At 62.7% G+C, this 16,316-nt stretch carries 17 protein-coding genes; 4 read left to right on the top strand and 13 right to left on the bottom strand.

All coding sequences use genetic code 11. The annotated features are described in order from the left end of the window. Positions 1–79: 79 nt before the first annotated feature. On the top strand, positions 80–985 hold the full coding sequence (locus tag GJ699_RS24420; protein ID WP_154381268.1) for a LysR family transcriptional regulator: 906 nt from the start codon (positions 80–82) through the stop codon (positions 983–985). On the opposite strand, the gene GJ699_RS24415 is transcribed toward GJ699_RS24420, so the two are convergent. Beyond that, positions 982–2,664, bottom strand: coding sequence for a hypothetical protein (locus tag GJ699_RS24415; RefSeq protein ID WP_229262283.1), 1,683 nt, complete (start codon positions 2,662–2,664; stop codon positions 982–984). The genes GJ699_RS24420 and GJ699_RS24415 overlap by 4 nt on opposite strands. A gap of 75 nt (positions 2,665–2,739) precedes the next feature. Continuing rightward, positions 2,740–3,642, bottom strand: coding sequence for a DMT family transporter (locus GJ699_RS24410; protein ID WP_154381266.1), 903 nt, complete (start codon positions 3,640–3,642; stop codon positions 2,740–2,742). Positions 3,643–3,749: 107 nt separating this feature from the next. Between GJ699_RS24410 and GJ699_RS24405 the strand changes: the two genes are divergently transcribed. The 3 genes from GJ699_RS24405 to panC are packed head-to-tail and all read left to right on the top strand — an operon-like array spanning position 3,750 to position 5,833. Beyond that, on the top strand, positions 3,750–3,959 hold the full coding sequence (locus GJ699_RS24405) for a DUF3460 family protein (RefSeq protein WP_154381264.1): 210 nt from the start codon (positions 3,750–3,752) through the stop codon (positions 3,957–3,959). A gap of 18 nt (positions 3,960–3,977) precedes the next feature. Continuing rightward, positions 3,978–4,967, top strand: coding sequence for a segregation and condensation protein A (locus GJ699_RS24400; protein WP_229262282.1), 990 nt, complete (start codon positions 3,978–3,980; stop codon positions 4,965–4,967). Between the two features lie 26 nt (positions 4,968–4,993). Continuing rightward, positions 4,994–5,833, top strand: coding sequence for a pantoate--beta-alanine ligase (panC, locus tag GJ699_RS24395; RefSeq protein ID WP_154381262.1), 840 nt, complete (start codon positions 4,994–4,996; stop codon positions 5,831–5,833). Here the strand turns inward: panC and GJ699_RS24390 are convergent. From GJ699_RS24390 to GJ699_RS24340, 11 genes are all read right to left on the bottom strand, one after another. After that, positions 5,830–6,267 (bottom strand): hypothetical protein, encoded by a 438-nt coding sequence (locus tag GJ699_RS24390; RefSeq protein ID WP_154381260.1) that lies wholly within the window; start codon positions 6,265–6,267, stop codon positions 5,830–5,832. The two genes, panC and GJ699_RS24390, sit on opposite strands and share 4 nt — an antisense overlap. A gap of 65 nt (positions 6,268–6,332) precedes the next feature. Further along, positions 6,333–7,544, bottom strand: coding sequence for an EAL and HDOD domain-containing protein (locus tag GJ699_RS24385; protein ID WP_154381258.1), 1,212 nt, complete (start codon positions 7,542–7,544; stop codon positions 6,333–6,335). Positions 7,545–7,622: 78 nt separating this feature from the next. Next, complete coding sequence (gene cheY / locus GJ699_RS24380) at positions 7,623–8,012, bottom strand: chemotaxis response regulator CheY (protein WP_028104141.1); 390 nt, start codon at positions 8,010–8,012, stop codon at positions 7,623–7,625. Between the two features lie 123 nt (positions 8,013–8,135). Continuing rightward, entirely contained in the window at positions 8,136–9,206 is a 1,071-nt protein-coding gene (locus GJ699_RS24375) for a protein-glutamate methylesterase/protein-glutamine glutaminase (protein ID WP_154381256.1), read from the bottom strand. A 21-nt stretch (positions 9,207–9,227) separates the two neighbouring features. Then, positions 9,228–9,827: a chemoreceptor glutamine deamidase CheD gene (gene cheD, locus GJ699_RS24370; protein WP_154381254.1), complete on the bottom strand. Its 600-nt coding sequence runs from the start codon at positions 9,825–9,827 to the stop codon at positions 9,228–9,230. A gap of 9 nt (positions 9,828–9,836) precedes the next feature. After that, positions 9,837–10,700 carry a CheR family methyltransferase gene (locus GJ699_RS24365; protein ID WP_154381252.1) on the bottom strand — a complete coding sequence of 288 codons (864 nt, stop codon included), beginning with the start codon at positions 10,698–10,700 and terminating at the stop codon, positions 9,837–9,839. Between the two features lie 76 nt (positions 10,701–10,776). Continuing rightward, a complete protein-coding gene (locus GJ699_RS24360) occupies positions 10,777–12,510 on the bottom strand; it encodes a methyl-accepting chemotaxis protein (RefSeq protein WP_154381250.1) in 1,734 nt (577 codons plus the stop codon). Positions 12,511–12,619: 109 nt separating this feature from the next. Continuing rightward, complete coding sequence (locus tag GJ699_RS24355; protein WP_154381248.1) at positions 12,620–13,114, bottom strand: chemotaxis protein CheW; 495 nt, start codon at positions 13,112–13,114, stop codon at positions 12,620–12,622. 9 nt (positions 13,115–13,123) lie between these two features. Further along, on the bottom strand, positions 13,124–15,307 hold the full coding sequence (gene cheA / locus GJ699_RS24350; protein WP_154381246.1) for a chemotaxis protein CheA: 2,184 nt from the start codon (positions 15,305–15,307) through the stop codon (positions 13,124–13,126). A gap of 45 nt (positions 15,308–15,352) precedes the next feature. Further along, positions 15,353–15,718 carry a response regulator gene (locus GJ699_RS24345; RefSeq protein WP_154381244.1) on the bottom strand — a complete coding sequence of 122 codons (366 nt, stop codon included), beginning with the start codon at positions 15,716–15,718 and terminating at the stop codon, positions 15,353–15,355. A gap of 35 nt (positions 15,719–15,753) precedes the next feature. Next, positions 15,754–16,302 (bottom strand): chemotaxis protein, encoded by a 549-nt coding sequence (locus GJ699_RS24340; protein WP_154381242.1) that lies wholly within the window; start codon positions 16,300–16,302, stop codon positions 15,754–15,756. Positions 16,303–16,316: the final 14 nt, after the last annotated feature.

Here is a 16,316-nt window from a genome sequence, read left to right as displayed (position 1 = left end):
CCAGTATAGGCAGCCGCCATCGTGCTGATAAGCCGGACAAAATCGGAATCACTGTCCACTCAAAGTGTACAATTGATGCATGATCGATCTGAATACCATCAACCTCAATCGGCTGACGACCTTTGTCGCCGTGGTCGAGGCCGGCTCACTGACGGCGGCGGCCGAACGGTTGGGCCTGGCCAAGTCCATGGTCAGCAAGCATATGCAGTTGCTGGAGCAGGAAATCGGTGTCGGCTTGCTGCTGCGCTCGACGCGCAAACTCAGCCTGACCGAGGCGGGGCGCGACTTTTACGACGCCAGCAGGCAAGTGCTGCAGGCGGCGCAACAGGCCGTGGAGCAGGCGCGCAGCGGCCGCACGGCGCCGCAAGGCACGCTGCGGGTGGCGGCGCCGATCGATTACGGTGTGATCGTGGTGGCGCCGGTGCTGGCGCAGCTGCGGGCGCGTTACCCGGCGCTAAAGATCGACCTGATTTGCGGCGACCATGTCATCGACCTGATCGCGGAAGGCATCGATGTCACGGTACGACTGGGCAAGCTGGCCGATTCCGGCCTGATGGCGACGCGGGTCGATACGCTGACGCGCTGGCTAGTGGCCAGCCCGGACTTCATCGCCCGCCACGGCATGCCAACGCATCCCGAGGAATTGCCGCCGCTGCCGCACGTCGCGCTGTCGGTGCTACCGCAGCCGGCGCGCTTCACATTCAGCGATGGTGCCGGCAATGCGCTGGAGGTACGGATGCGCAACACTGTATTTTCATCGAACACCGCCTACGCCACGCGCGCCGCCGCGCTGGCTGGCGACGGCATGCTGTTCGCCACTGTGTTCTCGGTGAAGGAGGACGTGGCGGCCGGACGATTGGTGCGGCTGCTGCCGGAATGGTCGCTGCCGGAGAGCGATATCCACGCGGTGTATCCGGCCAGCGCGCACCTGCCACAAAAGGTGCGCGTGTTTATCGATGCCTTAAAGGCGGCGACCGGCGGCTAATCCCGCGCCGGCGGCTTCACAGCGGCCCGCGCGCGGCGTCGGCGCAGCGCCAGCGTGCTGACCAGCGCCAGCGAGGCCGCTACGGCGCCCCAGATCCAGGTGGCTTTGACCGAGGCGGGCCGGCGTTCGCGCGGCGCGGTGGGGTCTTTCAGCGCGGCCGGAAACAGACGTGGCGGCACTGGCACAATTTGCCAGTCGGCGCGATTGGCTGGTGCGCGCTGTTCGTATTCGCGCAGCGACAGCACCGGATCGCTGCCAAATGCCCGCGAGGATGGAAATTGCGGAATCCGTACGAACAGCAACGCTTCCAGATCGTCGGCCAGTTGCGCCTCCAGGCGGCCGCTGGCCTGCCCCGCCGTGACGCGGCCAAGCAGGTCGCTTCCGATGGCATTGAAGGCGGCGAACGGCAGCAGTTCGGTGCGCTCGGTCTTCAGGTAATCGTAAGCGGTCTGGCCGCTGGCGAGGCTGACTTCTTTCAATGCCATGTAGGGCAAGGCTAGCGCGGCTTTCAGCGGGTTCTCGCCGCCTTGGCGTGGAATATTCCAGCCCAGCGTGCGCAGGGTTTCCATGCTGATGCCGGCGCAGTTGGTGCTGGCGTGGCGATAGTGAAAATCCTGGCGGTAGAAATGGCTGAACACGCGGCTGATGGCTTCCTGGTACAGCGCCGGTGCGCGCTGGTCCTTCAGCACGGCGATCAGCATGTAGGATGGCCGATACCACGACTGCCCGCTGTTGAGGTCGGCCATGTAGGCATCCATCGGCAAGGTGGAAGCGATGATACCTTTTTCGCTGATCGAGGCCAGGCTGTAGAAGTTGTTGACCAGCCAGTTGTCCCACTCGCCCGCCGCGCCAAAGCGGCCGGTGGCGACGGCGAAGTGGCCGCCCCAGGCTTCGTCATCATCGCCCTGGGCGCCGTTCAGCACGAAGGCCAGGACTGGCTTGCCGGCCAGCGGTAGCGGCTGGGTGCCACCGTCGCGCCGCCACAACGTGCGCACGGCGTACGGTGCGGTGGCGCCGCCCTGCTGCGCGCGTACCAGGCTTTCGACGGTTTCGCCGGCCATCAGCGGCTGGCTGGGCGCGGCGGCGCGGATGGCGTAGCGCTTGGGCCACAGCGTGCGTGCCACGAAGCTGCCTTCGCGCAGCACGCCACGGGCTTTAACTTCGCTGTCAGCAAAGAAGTCCAGGCTGCTGCTGTCGACATAGGAGCGGTTGCCGGCCAGACGCGGCGTCAGCTCGACCTCGCGCACCGCACCGCCGCCCTCCAGCAGCACCCCGTCGCTTCCGCGCACAGCGGCGCGGGTGAGCCGGCCCTCGGCCACGTGTGGCGAGCCGATCCACAATAACGACGGCGGCTGATTGCGCGGCTGGCCGCCGGTGGCCGCCAACCAGGCCCGCACATCATCCTGCGCGCGCAGGCGCGGCGCATAGTCGGCCGCGTCGGCCTTGGCGACGGCAATCATCTCATCCTGGAAGTACCACAGCGCCTGCTCCGGCGCCAGGCAATCATGGCAGCGACCGGTCGCCAGCCGGAAGCGCTCGGTCGAATACAAGCCGAGCAAACCCGGCGCGAGCGCGTCGCGGATGCTGGGATCGGGCTGCTGAGCGGCAGGCGTAGGCATGACCACACTGTACAACAGGGCTGCGGCCGTCAGTGCGGCAATCATGGAACGAGGCAACATACTGTGGCTCCGTGGATGACGGAGTTGCAGTGTAGAACGCCTCGCGCGTCAATTCGTTACGCTACGTCAAGCTTTCTAGCCTCGCCGGGCCGACACCACGATGCCGCCGACGATCAGCACAAACGCCGCCGCGTGGTAGCCGTGCGGCGCCTCGCCCAGGAAGGCCGACGACAGCACGGCGGTGAACAAGGGCGTCAGGTTGACGAAGAACGAGCCCACCGACGGTCCCGCCTCGCGCACGCCGGCGCCCCAGCAGCCAAACGCGACGATGGCCGGCCCGGTGGACACGTACAGCAGCGCCGCCACCAGCGGCCAGCCCCACTGCACCGGCATGCTGGTCAAGGCCCACTCGCCGGCCGCGAACGCGCCCGACCACAGCACGCCAAACGCCACTTGCGCCAGCAGGAAGCTGGCCCAGTTGGCGCGGATCTGTGCCGGTTCGGTGGCGCGCGTCAGCAGCCAGCTGTAAAACGACCAGGCGATGGTGGCCAGTATCATGAACAGATCGCCCGGCACCAGCCGCAGTTCCAGCACGTGGCGCCATTCGCCGCGCGCCAGCACCAGCAGCACGCCAGCGATCGACAGCACCGCGCCAACCACCTGCTTGCGGCTGACCGGCACACCGAAGAACAGCCAGCCGCTCAGCATCATCCACACCGGCATGCCGGACGCCACCAGCGTGACATTGATCGGGGTCGAGCTTTGCAGCGCCAGATATTGCAAGGCGTTGTACATGCCGATCCCCAGCAGGCCCAGCACGGCGTAGCGCCGCCAATGAGGCCACAGCCCGGCCTCGCGCCGGAATACCGGCCCGGCCAGCGGCAGCAGGATGCAAAAAGCGATGCTCCAACGCAGGAAATTCAGCAACACCGGCGGCAGCATGTCGTGCACCAGGCGGCCGACAATGGCGTTGCCGGCCCACAGCAGCGGCGGCAGCGTCAGCAGGAAGATGGTTCGGGACGTCAGGCGTTGGGTCATTTTTGATATTCGTGCAACATCACAGGCGGCAGCATACCCGAAGAATTAGCCCCGGAGCGCCGGAGCGCGGTAAAATACCCGCTGCTGATCCACCCCAATTCGAGAATATGAAACTTTCTAAACAACATTCGATGTACGAATCCGACCACACCCTGTTCATCAAGGCGTTGAAGGAAAAGAATCCGCAGATTGACGAAGGCCAGCAAAAAGGCCGCGCCCTGCTGTGGGACCGTCCGCCGATCTCGCTGGATGAACAGCAACGTCAGCTGGAATCGGCCGTCAAGCAACAAGCTTACGTCTACCAGAACAAACTCTAAGTATTTGGGGCGGCAAGGATGTTGCCAGACGATACGGCTGACCTGCAGCCGCCAGCGCCGGAAGCCGAGGACGGCGAAACCGGCGCAGGCGTTGCTGTACCTAGCGTCGCCGCCAGTCTGGGTGAGGCCATCCAGGCCGCCAACGATGCCGCCTCGCTGAGCGCCGACGCAGTGCCGTCGGACGCGCCTGGTGACGCAGCGGCCGAGGCAGCTGCCGTCACCACCGAAATCGCCGCCCACGCCCGCCTGTACGGCGAGCCGCTGCTCAAGCTGCCGACCGACCTCTACATCCCGCCCGACGCGCTGGAAATCTTCCTCGACGCGTTTGAAGGTCCGTTGGACTTGCTGTTGTACCTGATCCGCAAGCAGAATTTCAACATCCTCGATATTCCGATGGCGCAGCTCACGCTGCAGTACCTGAAGTACGTCGAGCAAATCCGCCTGTCCAATCTGGAACTGGCGGCCGAATACCTGCTGATGGCGGCCATGCTGATCGAGATCAAATCGCGCATGCTGCTGCCGCAACGCCAGGCCGATCTGGACGTGGAAGCGGACGACCCGCGCGCCGACCTGGTGCGCCGCCTGCTGGAATACGAACAGATCAAGCTGGCCGCCTACGACCTCAACGCGCTGCCGCAAGTCGAGCGCGATTTCGTCCGCACTCAGATCTTCATCGAACAAAGCCTGATCCCGACCTGGCCGCAGGTGGAAGCGATCGACCTGCAGCAAGCCTGGCTGGACGTGATGAAACGCGCCAAGCTTACCCAGCATCACAAGATCAGCCGCGAGGAGCTGTCGGTGCGCGAGCACATGACCGCCATTCTGCGCCGCCTGCAATCGAGCCGCTTCGTCGAGTTTGCCGACCTGTTCGAGGTCGGCGGCGGCGTACCGGTGGTGGTGGTCAACTTTGTCGCGCTGCTGGAGCTGGCGAAAGAAACCCTGATTGAAATTACCCAGGCCGAGCCGTTCGCACCGATCTACGTGCGGCTCGCCTACTCACCGGCATAAGCCGGCAATAAGAACGAGCCTACACCATGAAAATCATCACCACCATTGAAGAATTGCGCGACCAGCTCAGCGGTCAGCTGCGTACCGCCTTTGTCCCGACCATGGGCAATCTGCACGAAGGCCATCTGTCGCTGATGCGCCTGGCGCGCAAGCATGGCGATCCAGTGGTTGCGTCGATCTTCGTCAACCGCCTGCAATTCGGCCCGAACGAGGATTTCGACAAATACCCGCGTACCTTCCAGGCTGACGTGGAAAAACTGGAAAAGGAAGGCGTGTACGTGCTGTTCGCGCCGACCGAGAAGGATCTGTATCCGGAGCCGCAGGAGTACCGCGTGCAACCGCCGGATGGCCTCGGCAATATCCTGGAGGGCGAGTTCCGTCCGGGCTTCTTCAACGGCGTGTGCACCGTGGTGACCAAGCTGTTCTCGTGCGTGCAGCCGCGCGTGGCGGTGTTCGGCAAGAAGGATTATCAGCAGTTGATGATCGTGCGTAACATGACGCGCCAGTTCGCGATGCCGACCGAGATTATCGCCGCTGAAACCTGGCGCGCGGATGATGGTCTGGCGCTGTCGTCGCGCAATATGTATCTGTCGGAAACGGAGCGCGCTGAGGCGCCGGCGCTGTATCAAACGCTGAACTTCGTCGCCAACGAGATGCGTTCGGGCCATCTGGACGTGTTCCAGCTGGAGCACAAGGCGATGGACGATCTGGCCAAGCGCGGCTGGAAGCCGGATTACATTTCGATCCGCAAGCGCAACGATTTGCAACCGCCTAACGCCGGCGATCTGGCACAAGGCGCGCCGCTGGTGGTGCTGGCCGCCGCCAAGCTGGGCACGACCCGTTTGATCGACAATCTGGAAGTCTAAGGCTTCCCACCCGCAGGCACGGCCGGCGTAATGGTCGCGCCCTGTGGCGATAGCTGGATAATCACCGCCGGCGTGCTAATCACCGGCGCCGGCGCGGGTGCGGTCACCGCCACTGGCGCCGGCTGACGCAACACCAAATTCATCACCACGCTCGACAGCCCGACCACCACTACGATCAGCGTGACAAACAGGCCGACCACCCACTTGATCATCTCGGATACGCCTTTAGCGACCGCACTATCGATCTTGACGTCAAAGGCATCAAACCGCGCATGAATGGCGGTGAAACGCTCGTTCATGGTCAAGCGCAAATCGTCAATGGCGGTGCGAGTAGCTTCGGATCGTTCGTTCATCACGACGCGCAAGTCATCGACGGCGGTGCGCACGTCGCCTAACTTGTTGTCGATGTACTCTCTGTCAGAATTGGCGTTCATGATGGCCGATCATGCGCCGCGCAAGGGGGCGCGTCAACGGCCCGACGTACGGTGTTTGATGCAGATCAGGCGGCGACGTTTTGCGCCCAAGCCAAGGCCGACAGGTGGGCTTTGTTGACGTCCAGCGGGCTCAGCTTGAGGTTAACGGCCAGCGAGGCCACCAGGTCGGAATTCAGTTCGCACGCCTCGGCCAGCGCCAGATAGGGGCCGTATTTGCCGCTGCGCGTCAGCAGCGCCACCACCACGTCTTCCGACAGCTGGATATTGGCCAGCACTTCTTCCATCGGAATCCCCAGCAAACGATCCAGCAGCGAAAACATGCCGGCCACGAACACATTCTCGGCCTCGCTCTTGCCCAGCGCGGCCTGCGCCAGCAGCTCGGCCAGGCGGCCGCGTACCACCGCCGTTTCCAGCAACACCGGCGAATAGCCCGAGGTGCTGGCGGTCGCCAGCAGCAGAGTCAACCAGCGATACAGCGGCTGATAGCCCAGCAAGGTCAAGGCCTGACGCAGCGACTGCACTTCCCTGCCCGCGCCAAAGCCGGCCGAGTTGATGAAGCGCAGCAGCTTGTACGACAGCGTGGCGTCGCGCTTGAGCACCGCCTCCAGCTGGGCGATGTCGGCATTCTGCCGCACCATCTGCATCAATTGCATGATGATGGTCTGGGCCGGATTCATGCCCTTGCTATCGCTCGACGGACGCGGCGTCAGGTGCAGCTTGCCGACAAAGGCATTCAGCCCCAGCGCCGCGCAAGCGTCGAAATCGGCCCAGTTGCTGACCGGGCGCGCAATCATGCCCACCGTCGACTGCTTCAGCGCCGCATAAGTGCGCGCCTGGCTGCCGACGTCGGCACCGGTAAATCGCATTTCCACATAAGAAGCCATGGTCGGCAGCCGGGTGCCGATGCGCGGCAGATCGGCCTCGCGCAGCAGAATGCCGACGCCGCCGGCGCGCAAGCCTTGCACCGCAGCCATGGTATCGGGATTGGCCAGTTCAGCGGCCTTGATCGACAGCACCGTGTGTTGCGGCGGCATGTCGTACAGCGCATCGGCCGACAGCATGGCCGGCACGGCGTCCAGGAACAGGGTTTTGTCGCGTAACAGCCAGTCGCCGTCCTCGTTGTTGACCTGGCCGGCGACAAAGCCGATCAGGGCATCGAGCGCGGCCGGGGTCGACGCGGCGCCGGTGCTGTCCTGGCGCCAGGACAGCTCATACCCGACCACGCGCTGCTTGGGGTCGAGCAAGGGTTCACGGACGAGAAAGTTAGTCTGATGCATTGCTTTATCTGAGTAGCCGGGCGGCGCCCGCGTCCGCGCCGCCCGCTTGCGGCGGGCAGTGCTCCCGCCACGGCAGGATCAAGCTCCGAGTTTCTCGAAGATCTTGTTCAGCTTTTCGTCCAGCGTAGCCGCGGTAAAAGGCTTCACCACGTAGCCGTTGGCGCCGGCCTGGGCCGCCGCAATGATGTTTTCCTTTTTGGCTTCGGCGGTCACCATCAGCACCGGCAGCTTGGCCAGTGCCGGATCGGCACGAATGTTTTGCAGCATGGTCAGACCGTCCATGTTCGGCATGTTCCAGTCGGACACGACGAAGTCGAACTGCTCCGCACGCAGCTTGGCCAGCGCCATCACGCCGTCTTCTGCCTCGTCCACATTGGCATAACCCAGTTCTTTCAACAGATTCCGGACGATGCGGCGCATCGTCGAAAAATCGTCAACAACTAAAAATTTCATCTTTGGATCAGCCATGAATTGCTCCGTTGATTCTCTACGCGGTTGTTAATAGTGCCTACAATTGGCAACAAGTTGTAGGATAGCATTTTCGTTGCTTGAAGGCGAACAAAGTAGCAGTAAAACGTCACAGTTGTACATTTAAACACGCAAGGCGCGCATCCCGTGCTGGGCCAGATAACCCAGTACCATGCCCGGCAATGCCTGCAATGCACCGACTTCGTGCGCGCCGCCCATCGCAATCGCCTCGCGCGGCATGCCAAACACCACGCAACTGGCTTCGTCCTGAGCGAAATTATACGCCCCGGCGTTTTTCATCTCCAGCATGCCGGCCGCGCCATCCTTGCCCATGCCGGTCAGGATAACCCCAACCGCGTTTTTACCCGCGCACTGCGCGGCTGAACGGAACAGCACGTCCACCGACGGCCGGTGGCGGTTGACCGGGTCGGCCTGGTCGATGCGGGTCATGTAGTTGGCGCCGCTACGGGTCAGATACAGGTGCGAATGGCCGGGCGCGATGTAGGCGTGGCCCGGCAGCACCCGTTCGTTGCCCTGGGCTTCCTGCACCGAGATCTTGCACAGCGAATCGAGGCGCTTGGCGAACGAGCGGGTAAAGCCTTCCGGCATGTGCTGCGCGATCAGGATGCCGGGACAGTCGGACGGCATCTGCATCAGGAATTCGCGGATCGCCTCGGTGCCGCCGGTGGAGGCGCCGATGATGATCAGTTTTTCCGACGACAGCAGCGGATTGCGCAACGCCGACAGCGGCGCGTGCCCTTCGGCACCCGGCTGCGGCAGGCGGCGCGCCTGCACCCGCGCCTTGGAGGCGGCACGGATCTTGTCGGTGATCAGCTCGGTGTATTCGCGCATGCCGGCCTGGATCGAGATCTTCGGCTTGGTGACGAAGTCGACCGCGCCCAGCTCCAGCGCGCGCATGGTGATTTCGGAGCCGCGCTCGGTCAGCGAGGACACCATCAGCACCGGCATCGGTCGCAGCCGCATCAGTTTTTCCAGGAAATCGAGGCCGTCCATTTTCGGCATCTCGACGTCCAGCGTCAGCACGTCGGGATTGGTCTGTTTGATCAGCTCGCGCGCGACCAGTGGATCGGGCGCCACGCCCACCACTTCCATATCAGGCTGCGAGTTGATGATCTCGCTCATCACGCTGCGGATCAGTGCGGAGTCGTCGCACACCAGGACTTTGATCTTCATACACTACCTTCTTGCTGTTATTTAAAACAAATCGATCTCGCCACCCACCGGCGCCACCTTGAGCCGGCTGGCGTATTCAATTTCGCGTTTGACCAGGGTGTCGTTATGGCTTTGCATCAGCTTCTTGACCAGCACCTTGCCGGTGCGCGGGAAAAAGTACACCTTGCGCGGATAGATGTCGTTCAAGTCTTCCGCCACCACCCGGATGCGCTCCACCTTGAGGAAATTCAGCACAAACGCGGCATTGCGTTCGCCGACGTTGATGGCGGTGAAGCCCTTCAGCACGGCGCCGCCGCCAAACACCTTGGCTTCCAGATTCTCGCGCTTGGCGCCGGCCTTGAGCAAATCGTTGATCAGGATCTCCATCGCATAGGTGCCATAGCGCGCCGAGGCCGACACCGGGCTGCCGGCATCGCCGCCACCGTCCGGCAGCATGAAGTGGTTCATGCCGCCCAGGCCGGTGGTGCGGTCGCGGATGCAGGCCGACACGCAGGAACCCAGCACGGTCACGATCAACATGTCCTTGTTGGTGTGGTAATACTCTCCCGGCAGGATTTTGGCGGCCTGGCAGTCGAACGTCCTATCGTAATAAACGTTCGTGGCAAATTGTTCGAGGTCCATGTTCTATTCTCATGTGCGTTGCGGTGCTTTGCGGGCCGCAGCGGTATCGTCCAGTTCGTAGACGGTCTTGCCGCGCAGTTTCAACGACTCCGAGACATACAGGAAGTTCTCCGAATGCCCGGCAAACAGCAGCGCATCCGGTTTCATCAGCGGCACAAAGCGCGCCAGGATCTTGCGCTGGGTCGCCTTGTCGAAGTAAATCATCACGTTGCGGCAAAAGATGGCGTCGAACTGGCCGCTGATCGGCCAGCTGTCGGCCAGCAAGTTCAACTGCTTGAACGTTATCATATTACGCAACTCGGGACGGATGCGCGCCATCCCCTCGCGGTCGCCCTTGCCCTTCAAGAAGAAGCGGCGCTGGCGCTCGGGCAGCATCTTGTCCAGCCGGTCCATGGTGTAGACGCCGTTCTCGGCGGTCGCCAGCACATTGGTGTCGATGTCGGTGGCGATGATCTGACAATTCGGCGTCAGCGTGTTGAAGGTCTCGCACACGGTCATCGCGATCGAATACGGTTCCTCGCCGGTGGAGCTGGCCGAACACCAGATGGTCAGCGGCTCGCGCTTGCCCTTGATGTGGTCGGCCAGCAGCGGGAAGTGGTGCGCCTCGCGGAAGAACGAGGTCAGGTTGGTGGTCAGGGCGTTGGTGAAGGATTCCCACTCCTCGCCCAGGTGACCGGCCTCCAGCTGGTCCAAGTACTTGGCAAACGAGTCGATGCCGGTGGCCCGCAAGCGCCGCGCCAGCCGGCTGTAGACCATTTCCTGTTTGCTGTCGGCCAGAGAGATGCCCGCGCGCTTGTAGATCAAGCCGCGCACGCGCTCGAAGTCGCGGGCGTTGAAGTCAAATTCCTTGACGGTGTCTTTTGATTGCGGCATATGTTGAACCTTTATGTGACTACACTATGCCAACCGTGATCCCGCCGCAGCGGGTGCGGTGGGACCACGTACAGCTTTAAAACTCTTCCCACTCGTCGGCGCCCGAAGACGCCGCTGCGGCCTTTTTGGCGGAGGCCGGACGCGGTGCGGCTGCCGGCGCGGGCGCCGGTTTCGGACGTGGCGCGGCGGCAATCACCGCCCTCGTCGCCTTCGCCGGTGCCGCTGCGGCCTTGGCCACCGGCGCCGGACGGCGCAGCCCTTCCTCATGCGACAGCTTGAAGATGCTGACCGCCTGCGACAGCAGCTCGGCCTGCTCCTGCATGCTTTCCGCCGCAGCGGCCGCTTCTTCCACCAGCGCCGCGTTCTGCTGCGTCATTTCATCCATCTGCGAGATCGCCTGGTTGACTTCCTCGATGCCATTGCTCTGTTCCTGGGTGGCGGCGGTGATTTCGCCCATGATGTCGGCCACCTGGCGGATCGAGGTCACGACCAGGTCCATGGTCTGGCCGGCTTCATCCACCAGCTTGCTGCCGGCATCGACCTTGTCCACCGAGTCGGTGATCAGTTCCTTGATTTCCTTGGCCGCGCCGGCCGAACGCTGCGCCAGATTGCGCACCTCGGACGCCACCACCGCGAAACCGCGGCCTTGCTCACCGGCGCGCGCCGCCTCAACCGCCGCGTTCAGCGCCAGAATATTGGTCTGGAAGGCGATGCCGTCAATGACCGAAATAATGTCGGCGATCTTGCGCGACGATTCGGTGATCGAGCCCATGGTCTGCACCACCTGCGACACCACGTTGCCGCCCTTCTCCGCCACCGACGACGCCGTCACGGCCAGTTGATTGGCCTGGCGCGCGTTGTCGGCATTCTGCTTGACGGTCGAGGTCAGTTCTTCCATCGACGACGCGGTTTCCTCCAGCGAGCTGGCTTGCGACTCGGTGCGGGCCGACAGATCGGCATTGCCGGACGCGATTTCCTGCGACGCGGTCGAAATCATCACGGTACCGGCGCGCACATCGCCCACGGTCTTGGCCAGGCTGTCGTTCATGTCCTTCAGCGCCTGCAGCAGTTCGCTGGTTTCATCCTGGCCTTCGACCTGCACATTCGAGGTCAGCTCGCCGGATGCCACCTTTTGCGCCACGCCGACCGCGCCCGACAGCGGCAGCGTGATCGAACGGGTGATGATGGTGGCGCACACCACGCCCAGCACCACCGCCACGCCGCCCAGCACGAACAGCACCACCATCAGGCTGCGATCGGACGACACCGAGCCATCCATCACATCCTTGGCATTGGCCTGCTGCATCTCGACCATCTTGTTGATCAGCGCCAGCGTCTGGGTATTCAGCGGGTCGATGCGGCCGGAAATCACCTTGATGCCGCCCTCGCTGTTAAACGCCAGGATCTGGCCGATCGCTTCCTTGAACGCCGCCGAGGTGTCGGCATCCAGCGCCGCCAGCTCGGACAAGACTTTCTGTTCCGCGTCGTTCAAGCCCAGCGCCTTCAGATCGCCGACCGCCTTTTCATAGCGGGCACGCTGATCCTTGACCTTTTGCTCTTCCTTCTGCATCAGGCTGACGTCCGACTGCAGGCCGATGTTACGCATGGCGATGCCGGTTTCCAGCATCGCGCTTTTCATGATGCTGGCTTGCAGATTCTTGGCGGTAGCGTTTTCCAATCCCTTGGTCAGCTTGTTCTTGTTGCTGTAGTTAAGGTAATTGGTCATCAGCACGATGCCCACCAGGATCAGCAGGATAATGCCGAACCCGATGCGCAAGCGCGCGCCGATTTTGAAATCGCGTAAATTCATGTGCTGCTCCCCTCTTGTCTTTGCTCTATCGTGTGGCGGCGCGGCCTTCTTTTTGGGACGCGTCCTTGGATGCGCTGGCGCGACGTTGTGGCGCCAGCGGGGCGGCGGATCAGGCCGCCAGTTGATCGATCAGGCCCATTTCAGGGCTGGACATCAGCTTGTCGATGTTCACCAGGATCAGCATACGCTCATCAATGGTGCCCAGGCCAATCATGTAATCGGTGCTGAAGGCGGTGCCCATTTCCGGCGCCGGCTTGACTTGTTCCGGCGTCAGCGTGGTCACGTCCGACACCGAATCCACCACCATACCAACAATGCGGCCGTTGATGTTGAGGATGATGACCACGGTGAACTGGTCGTACACCGGCTCGCCCAGGTTGAACTTGATGCGCATGTCCACCACCGGAATGATGATGCCGCGCAGGTTGATCACACCCTTGATGAAATCCGGCGCGTTGGCGATGCGGGTCACCGCCTCGTAGCCGCGGATTTCCTGCACTTTCAGGATGTCGATGCCATACTCTTCCGTGCCCAGCTTGAAGGCCAGGTATTCGTGACCGGCGATTTCATTGGCTGCCGTCGCCGTGGTTTGTACCTCTGCCATGTTGGCCCCCTATGAAGAAAAAATCGATTCGTCGGCAAGCTGGCGCGACGAGCGTATCAGTGCGGCGACGTCCAGAATCAGCGACACGCCACCGTCGCCAAGGATGGTGGCACCGGAAATCCCGGCCACCTTGCGGTAATTCGATTCCAAATTCTTGACCACCACCTGCTGCTGGCCGACCAGTTCGTCGACGAACAGACCGGCCTTGCGGCCGTCGGTCTCGACGATGATGACGATGCCCTGGCAGGGGTCGTCGAAGCGCGGCGCGATGTCGAACATCTGGTACAACGGCACCAGCGGCAGATACTCGCCGCGCACCTTGATGACCCGGCCCTTGCCGCTGATTTCCTTGACGTCCTCCGGCACCGGCTGCATCGACTCGATGACAAAGCCCAGCGGCAGGATATAAATTTCCTCGCCGACCCGGATCGACATGCCATCCAAAATCGCCAGCGTCAGCGGCAGCGAAATCGAGATGGTGGTGCCGAAGCCCTTGGCCGAGCGGATATCGACCACGCCGCCCATGGCGGTGATGTTACGTTTGACCACGTCCATGCCGACGCCACGGCCGGACACGTCGGTCACGGTCTCGGCGGTGGAGAAGCCAGGCGCGAAGATCAGTTGCCAGACTTCGGCGTCGCTCATGGTGTCGCTGACCGCCAGCCCGTTCTGCTGCGCCTTGGCCAGGATCTTCTCACGATTCAGGCCGCCGCCGTCGTCCGATACCTCGATGATGATGTTGCCGCCCTGATGCGAAGCCGACAGGAACAAGCGGCCGGCATCGCTCTTGCCGCCGGCGCGCCGCACCTCCGGCATTTCAATCCCGTGGTCGATCGAATTGCGCACCAGGTGGGTCAGCGGATCGACGATGCGTTCGATCAGGCCCTTGTCCAACTCGGTGGCGGCGCCGTTGGTGATGAAATCGACTTTCTTGCCCAGCTTGTGCGCCAGGTCGCGCACCATGCGTGGGAAGCGCGAAAACACGAAGTCCATCGGCATCATGCGGATCGACATCACCGCTTCCTGCAAGTCGCGGGTGTTGCGGGTCAGCTGGCTGACGCTGCTGAGCAGGCGCTGGTGCACCATCGGGTCCAGCGTGTCGACGCGCTGCTCGATCATCGCTTGCGTGATCACCAGCTCGCCGACCAGGTTGATCAACTGATCGACCTTTTCGATCGAGACCCGGATCGATGACGATTCGGCGCCCTGGGCCGGCGCTTTTTCCTTCTCTTCCTTCTTGACCACCACCTTCTTCTCTTCTTCCGGCGGGGTCTCGATGACGATGCCGGCGGCGGCGCGGATCTGCTCCACCGGCTGGAAGAAGCCATAGCCCTGCGCGTCTTCCGAGGCGGCGCTGGCGTTGGCGCGGATTTCGTCCAGCGGCTGGAAGAAGCCGTAGCCCTGGCCGGTGGCACCGGCTGGTTTCAGCTCGGCGCTGTCGAAGAAGCCATAGCCGAGGTCGTTCTCGACCTGGTCGCGCGCGGTCTTTTCTTTTTGCGCCTGCGCCTCATCCAGCGCCGGCAGCTCGGTGACTTTCATCTCGTCCGGATTCAGCACGAACGAGCAGATCGCGATGATATCGTCCAGACTCTCATGGGTGGTGACCACCATCGCGTTGCGGTCCTTGTCCAGCGGCGTGATCGAGACGTGGCCCATCAGGCCCAGTTCCTCGCCCAGCGCGGTCACTTCGCGGTGCGCCATGGCCGGCAGTTCCAGCCGGTAGCGGCGGCCGCCGCTGTGATCGACCACCTTGGCGTCGGCCGCGTTGTAGGCCGGCGCCACCGGCGCCAGCGCCACCACCGGCACATCCTGCGCCAGCGATTGCAGCATCATGCGCACGTCGCCCACCGCGTCCTGGTCGACCTCGCTGCCCAGACGGTGGCCGTCCAGCTGCATTTTGAGGGTGTCCTTGGCGGCCAGGAAGGCGTCCACGTGCTCGCCGGTCAGCGCCATCTCGCCCTTGCGGATGCGGTCCAGCAAGGTTTCCAGAACGTGGGTGATCTCGCTCATGTCGGTCACGCCAAAGGTCGACGCGCCGCCCTTGACCGAATGGGCGGTGCGGAAGATCGCGTTCAGATCCTCGGCGTCGGGCGAGTCGACATCGACGGCCAGCAGCAGCCGCTCCATTTCAGCCAGCAGTTCCTCGGCCTCATCGAAAAAGACCTGATAAAACTGGCTTATATCGATGGTCATGGTGATACTCCGTAACGTGCACTCAGCATCATTGTCCCCGTCGTATCAGCCGATGACCTTCTTGACCACCTCGATCAGCCGCTGGGGATCGAAAGGCTTGACCAGCCAGCCATTGGCGCCGGCGGCGCGGCCCTTGGCTTTCATCTCGTCGGACGATTCGGTGGTCAGCATCAGGATAGGGGTCTTGGCGTAGCTGGGCAGTTCGCGCAGCAGCTTGATCAGTTCCAGTCCGTCCATGCGCGGCATGTTCTGGTCGGTGAGGACCAGGTCGACGTTCTGCAGCTTGGCTTTTTCCAGGCCATCCTGGCCGTCCACCGCTTCCACCACTTGGTAGCCGGCGGCTTTCAGGCTGAAGGCCACCATCTGGCGCAGGGAACTGGAATCATCAACCGCAAGTATAGTCTTGGCCATCTTCTTATCTCACTCAGTAAATCGTTGTTTAGTTATTAGAACAGCTCGATGTCGCCGCTCTCCAGGTGTTGCTGACTGACTGCTTTGCGCAACACACTGCGCAACTCCAAACTCTGTATCGCCAGCGCCATGCTGACCTTGCCCAGCAGGTCGACGATTTGCTCGTTGTCGCTGTCGGGCAGCAGCTCGTCGCCGTGGGCGCCCAGCGTGCCGAGGAACTCGCGCAAGCCGGTCACGCGTTTCAGCGTGCGGTCCAGCAACTGGCTGGTCATGTCCTGGAATTGCAGGCTGGTGATGGCGGCATTCACATAGCCGCCCACCTGGCCCTGCAGCGCTTCCAGCTGGGTGCGCTGCTCGGGGGTGGCGGTGCCGCCATCCAGCAGCAACTGGATGGTGGCTTGTTCGGCCTCCACCGTTTTATGGATGGCCATGAAGTTGTAGGACAGCTTTTCAATCGCTTCCTCCAGCAACAGGCCGGTCTGGATCAGGTCGGTCTCGACTTCGGTCAGGTGCCGGCGACCGTGGTCAGACACGCCGGACAGCAGGCGTTTGACATGGGAACCCAGAATCTTTTTTCTTGTCATAACAGTCTCGGTCT

The sequence above is a fragment of the Duganella guangzhouensis genome (genome assembly GCF_009674535.1).
GTDB classification, from domain to species: Bacteria; Pseudomonadota; Gammaproteobacteria; order Burkholderiales; family Burkholderiaceae_D; genus Rugamonas; species Rugamonas guangzhouensis.
Note: the sequence above shows the minus strand (reverse complement) of the source record. Positions and strands in the feature narration are given on the sequence as shown.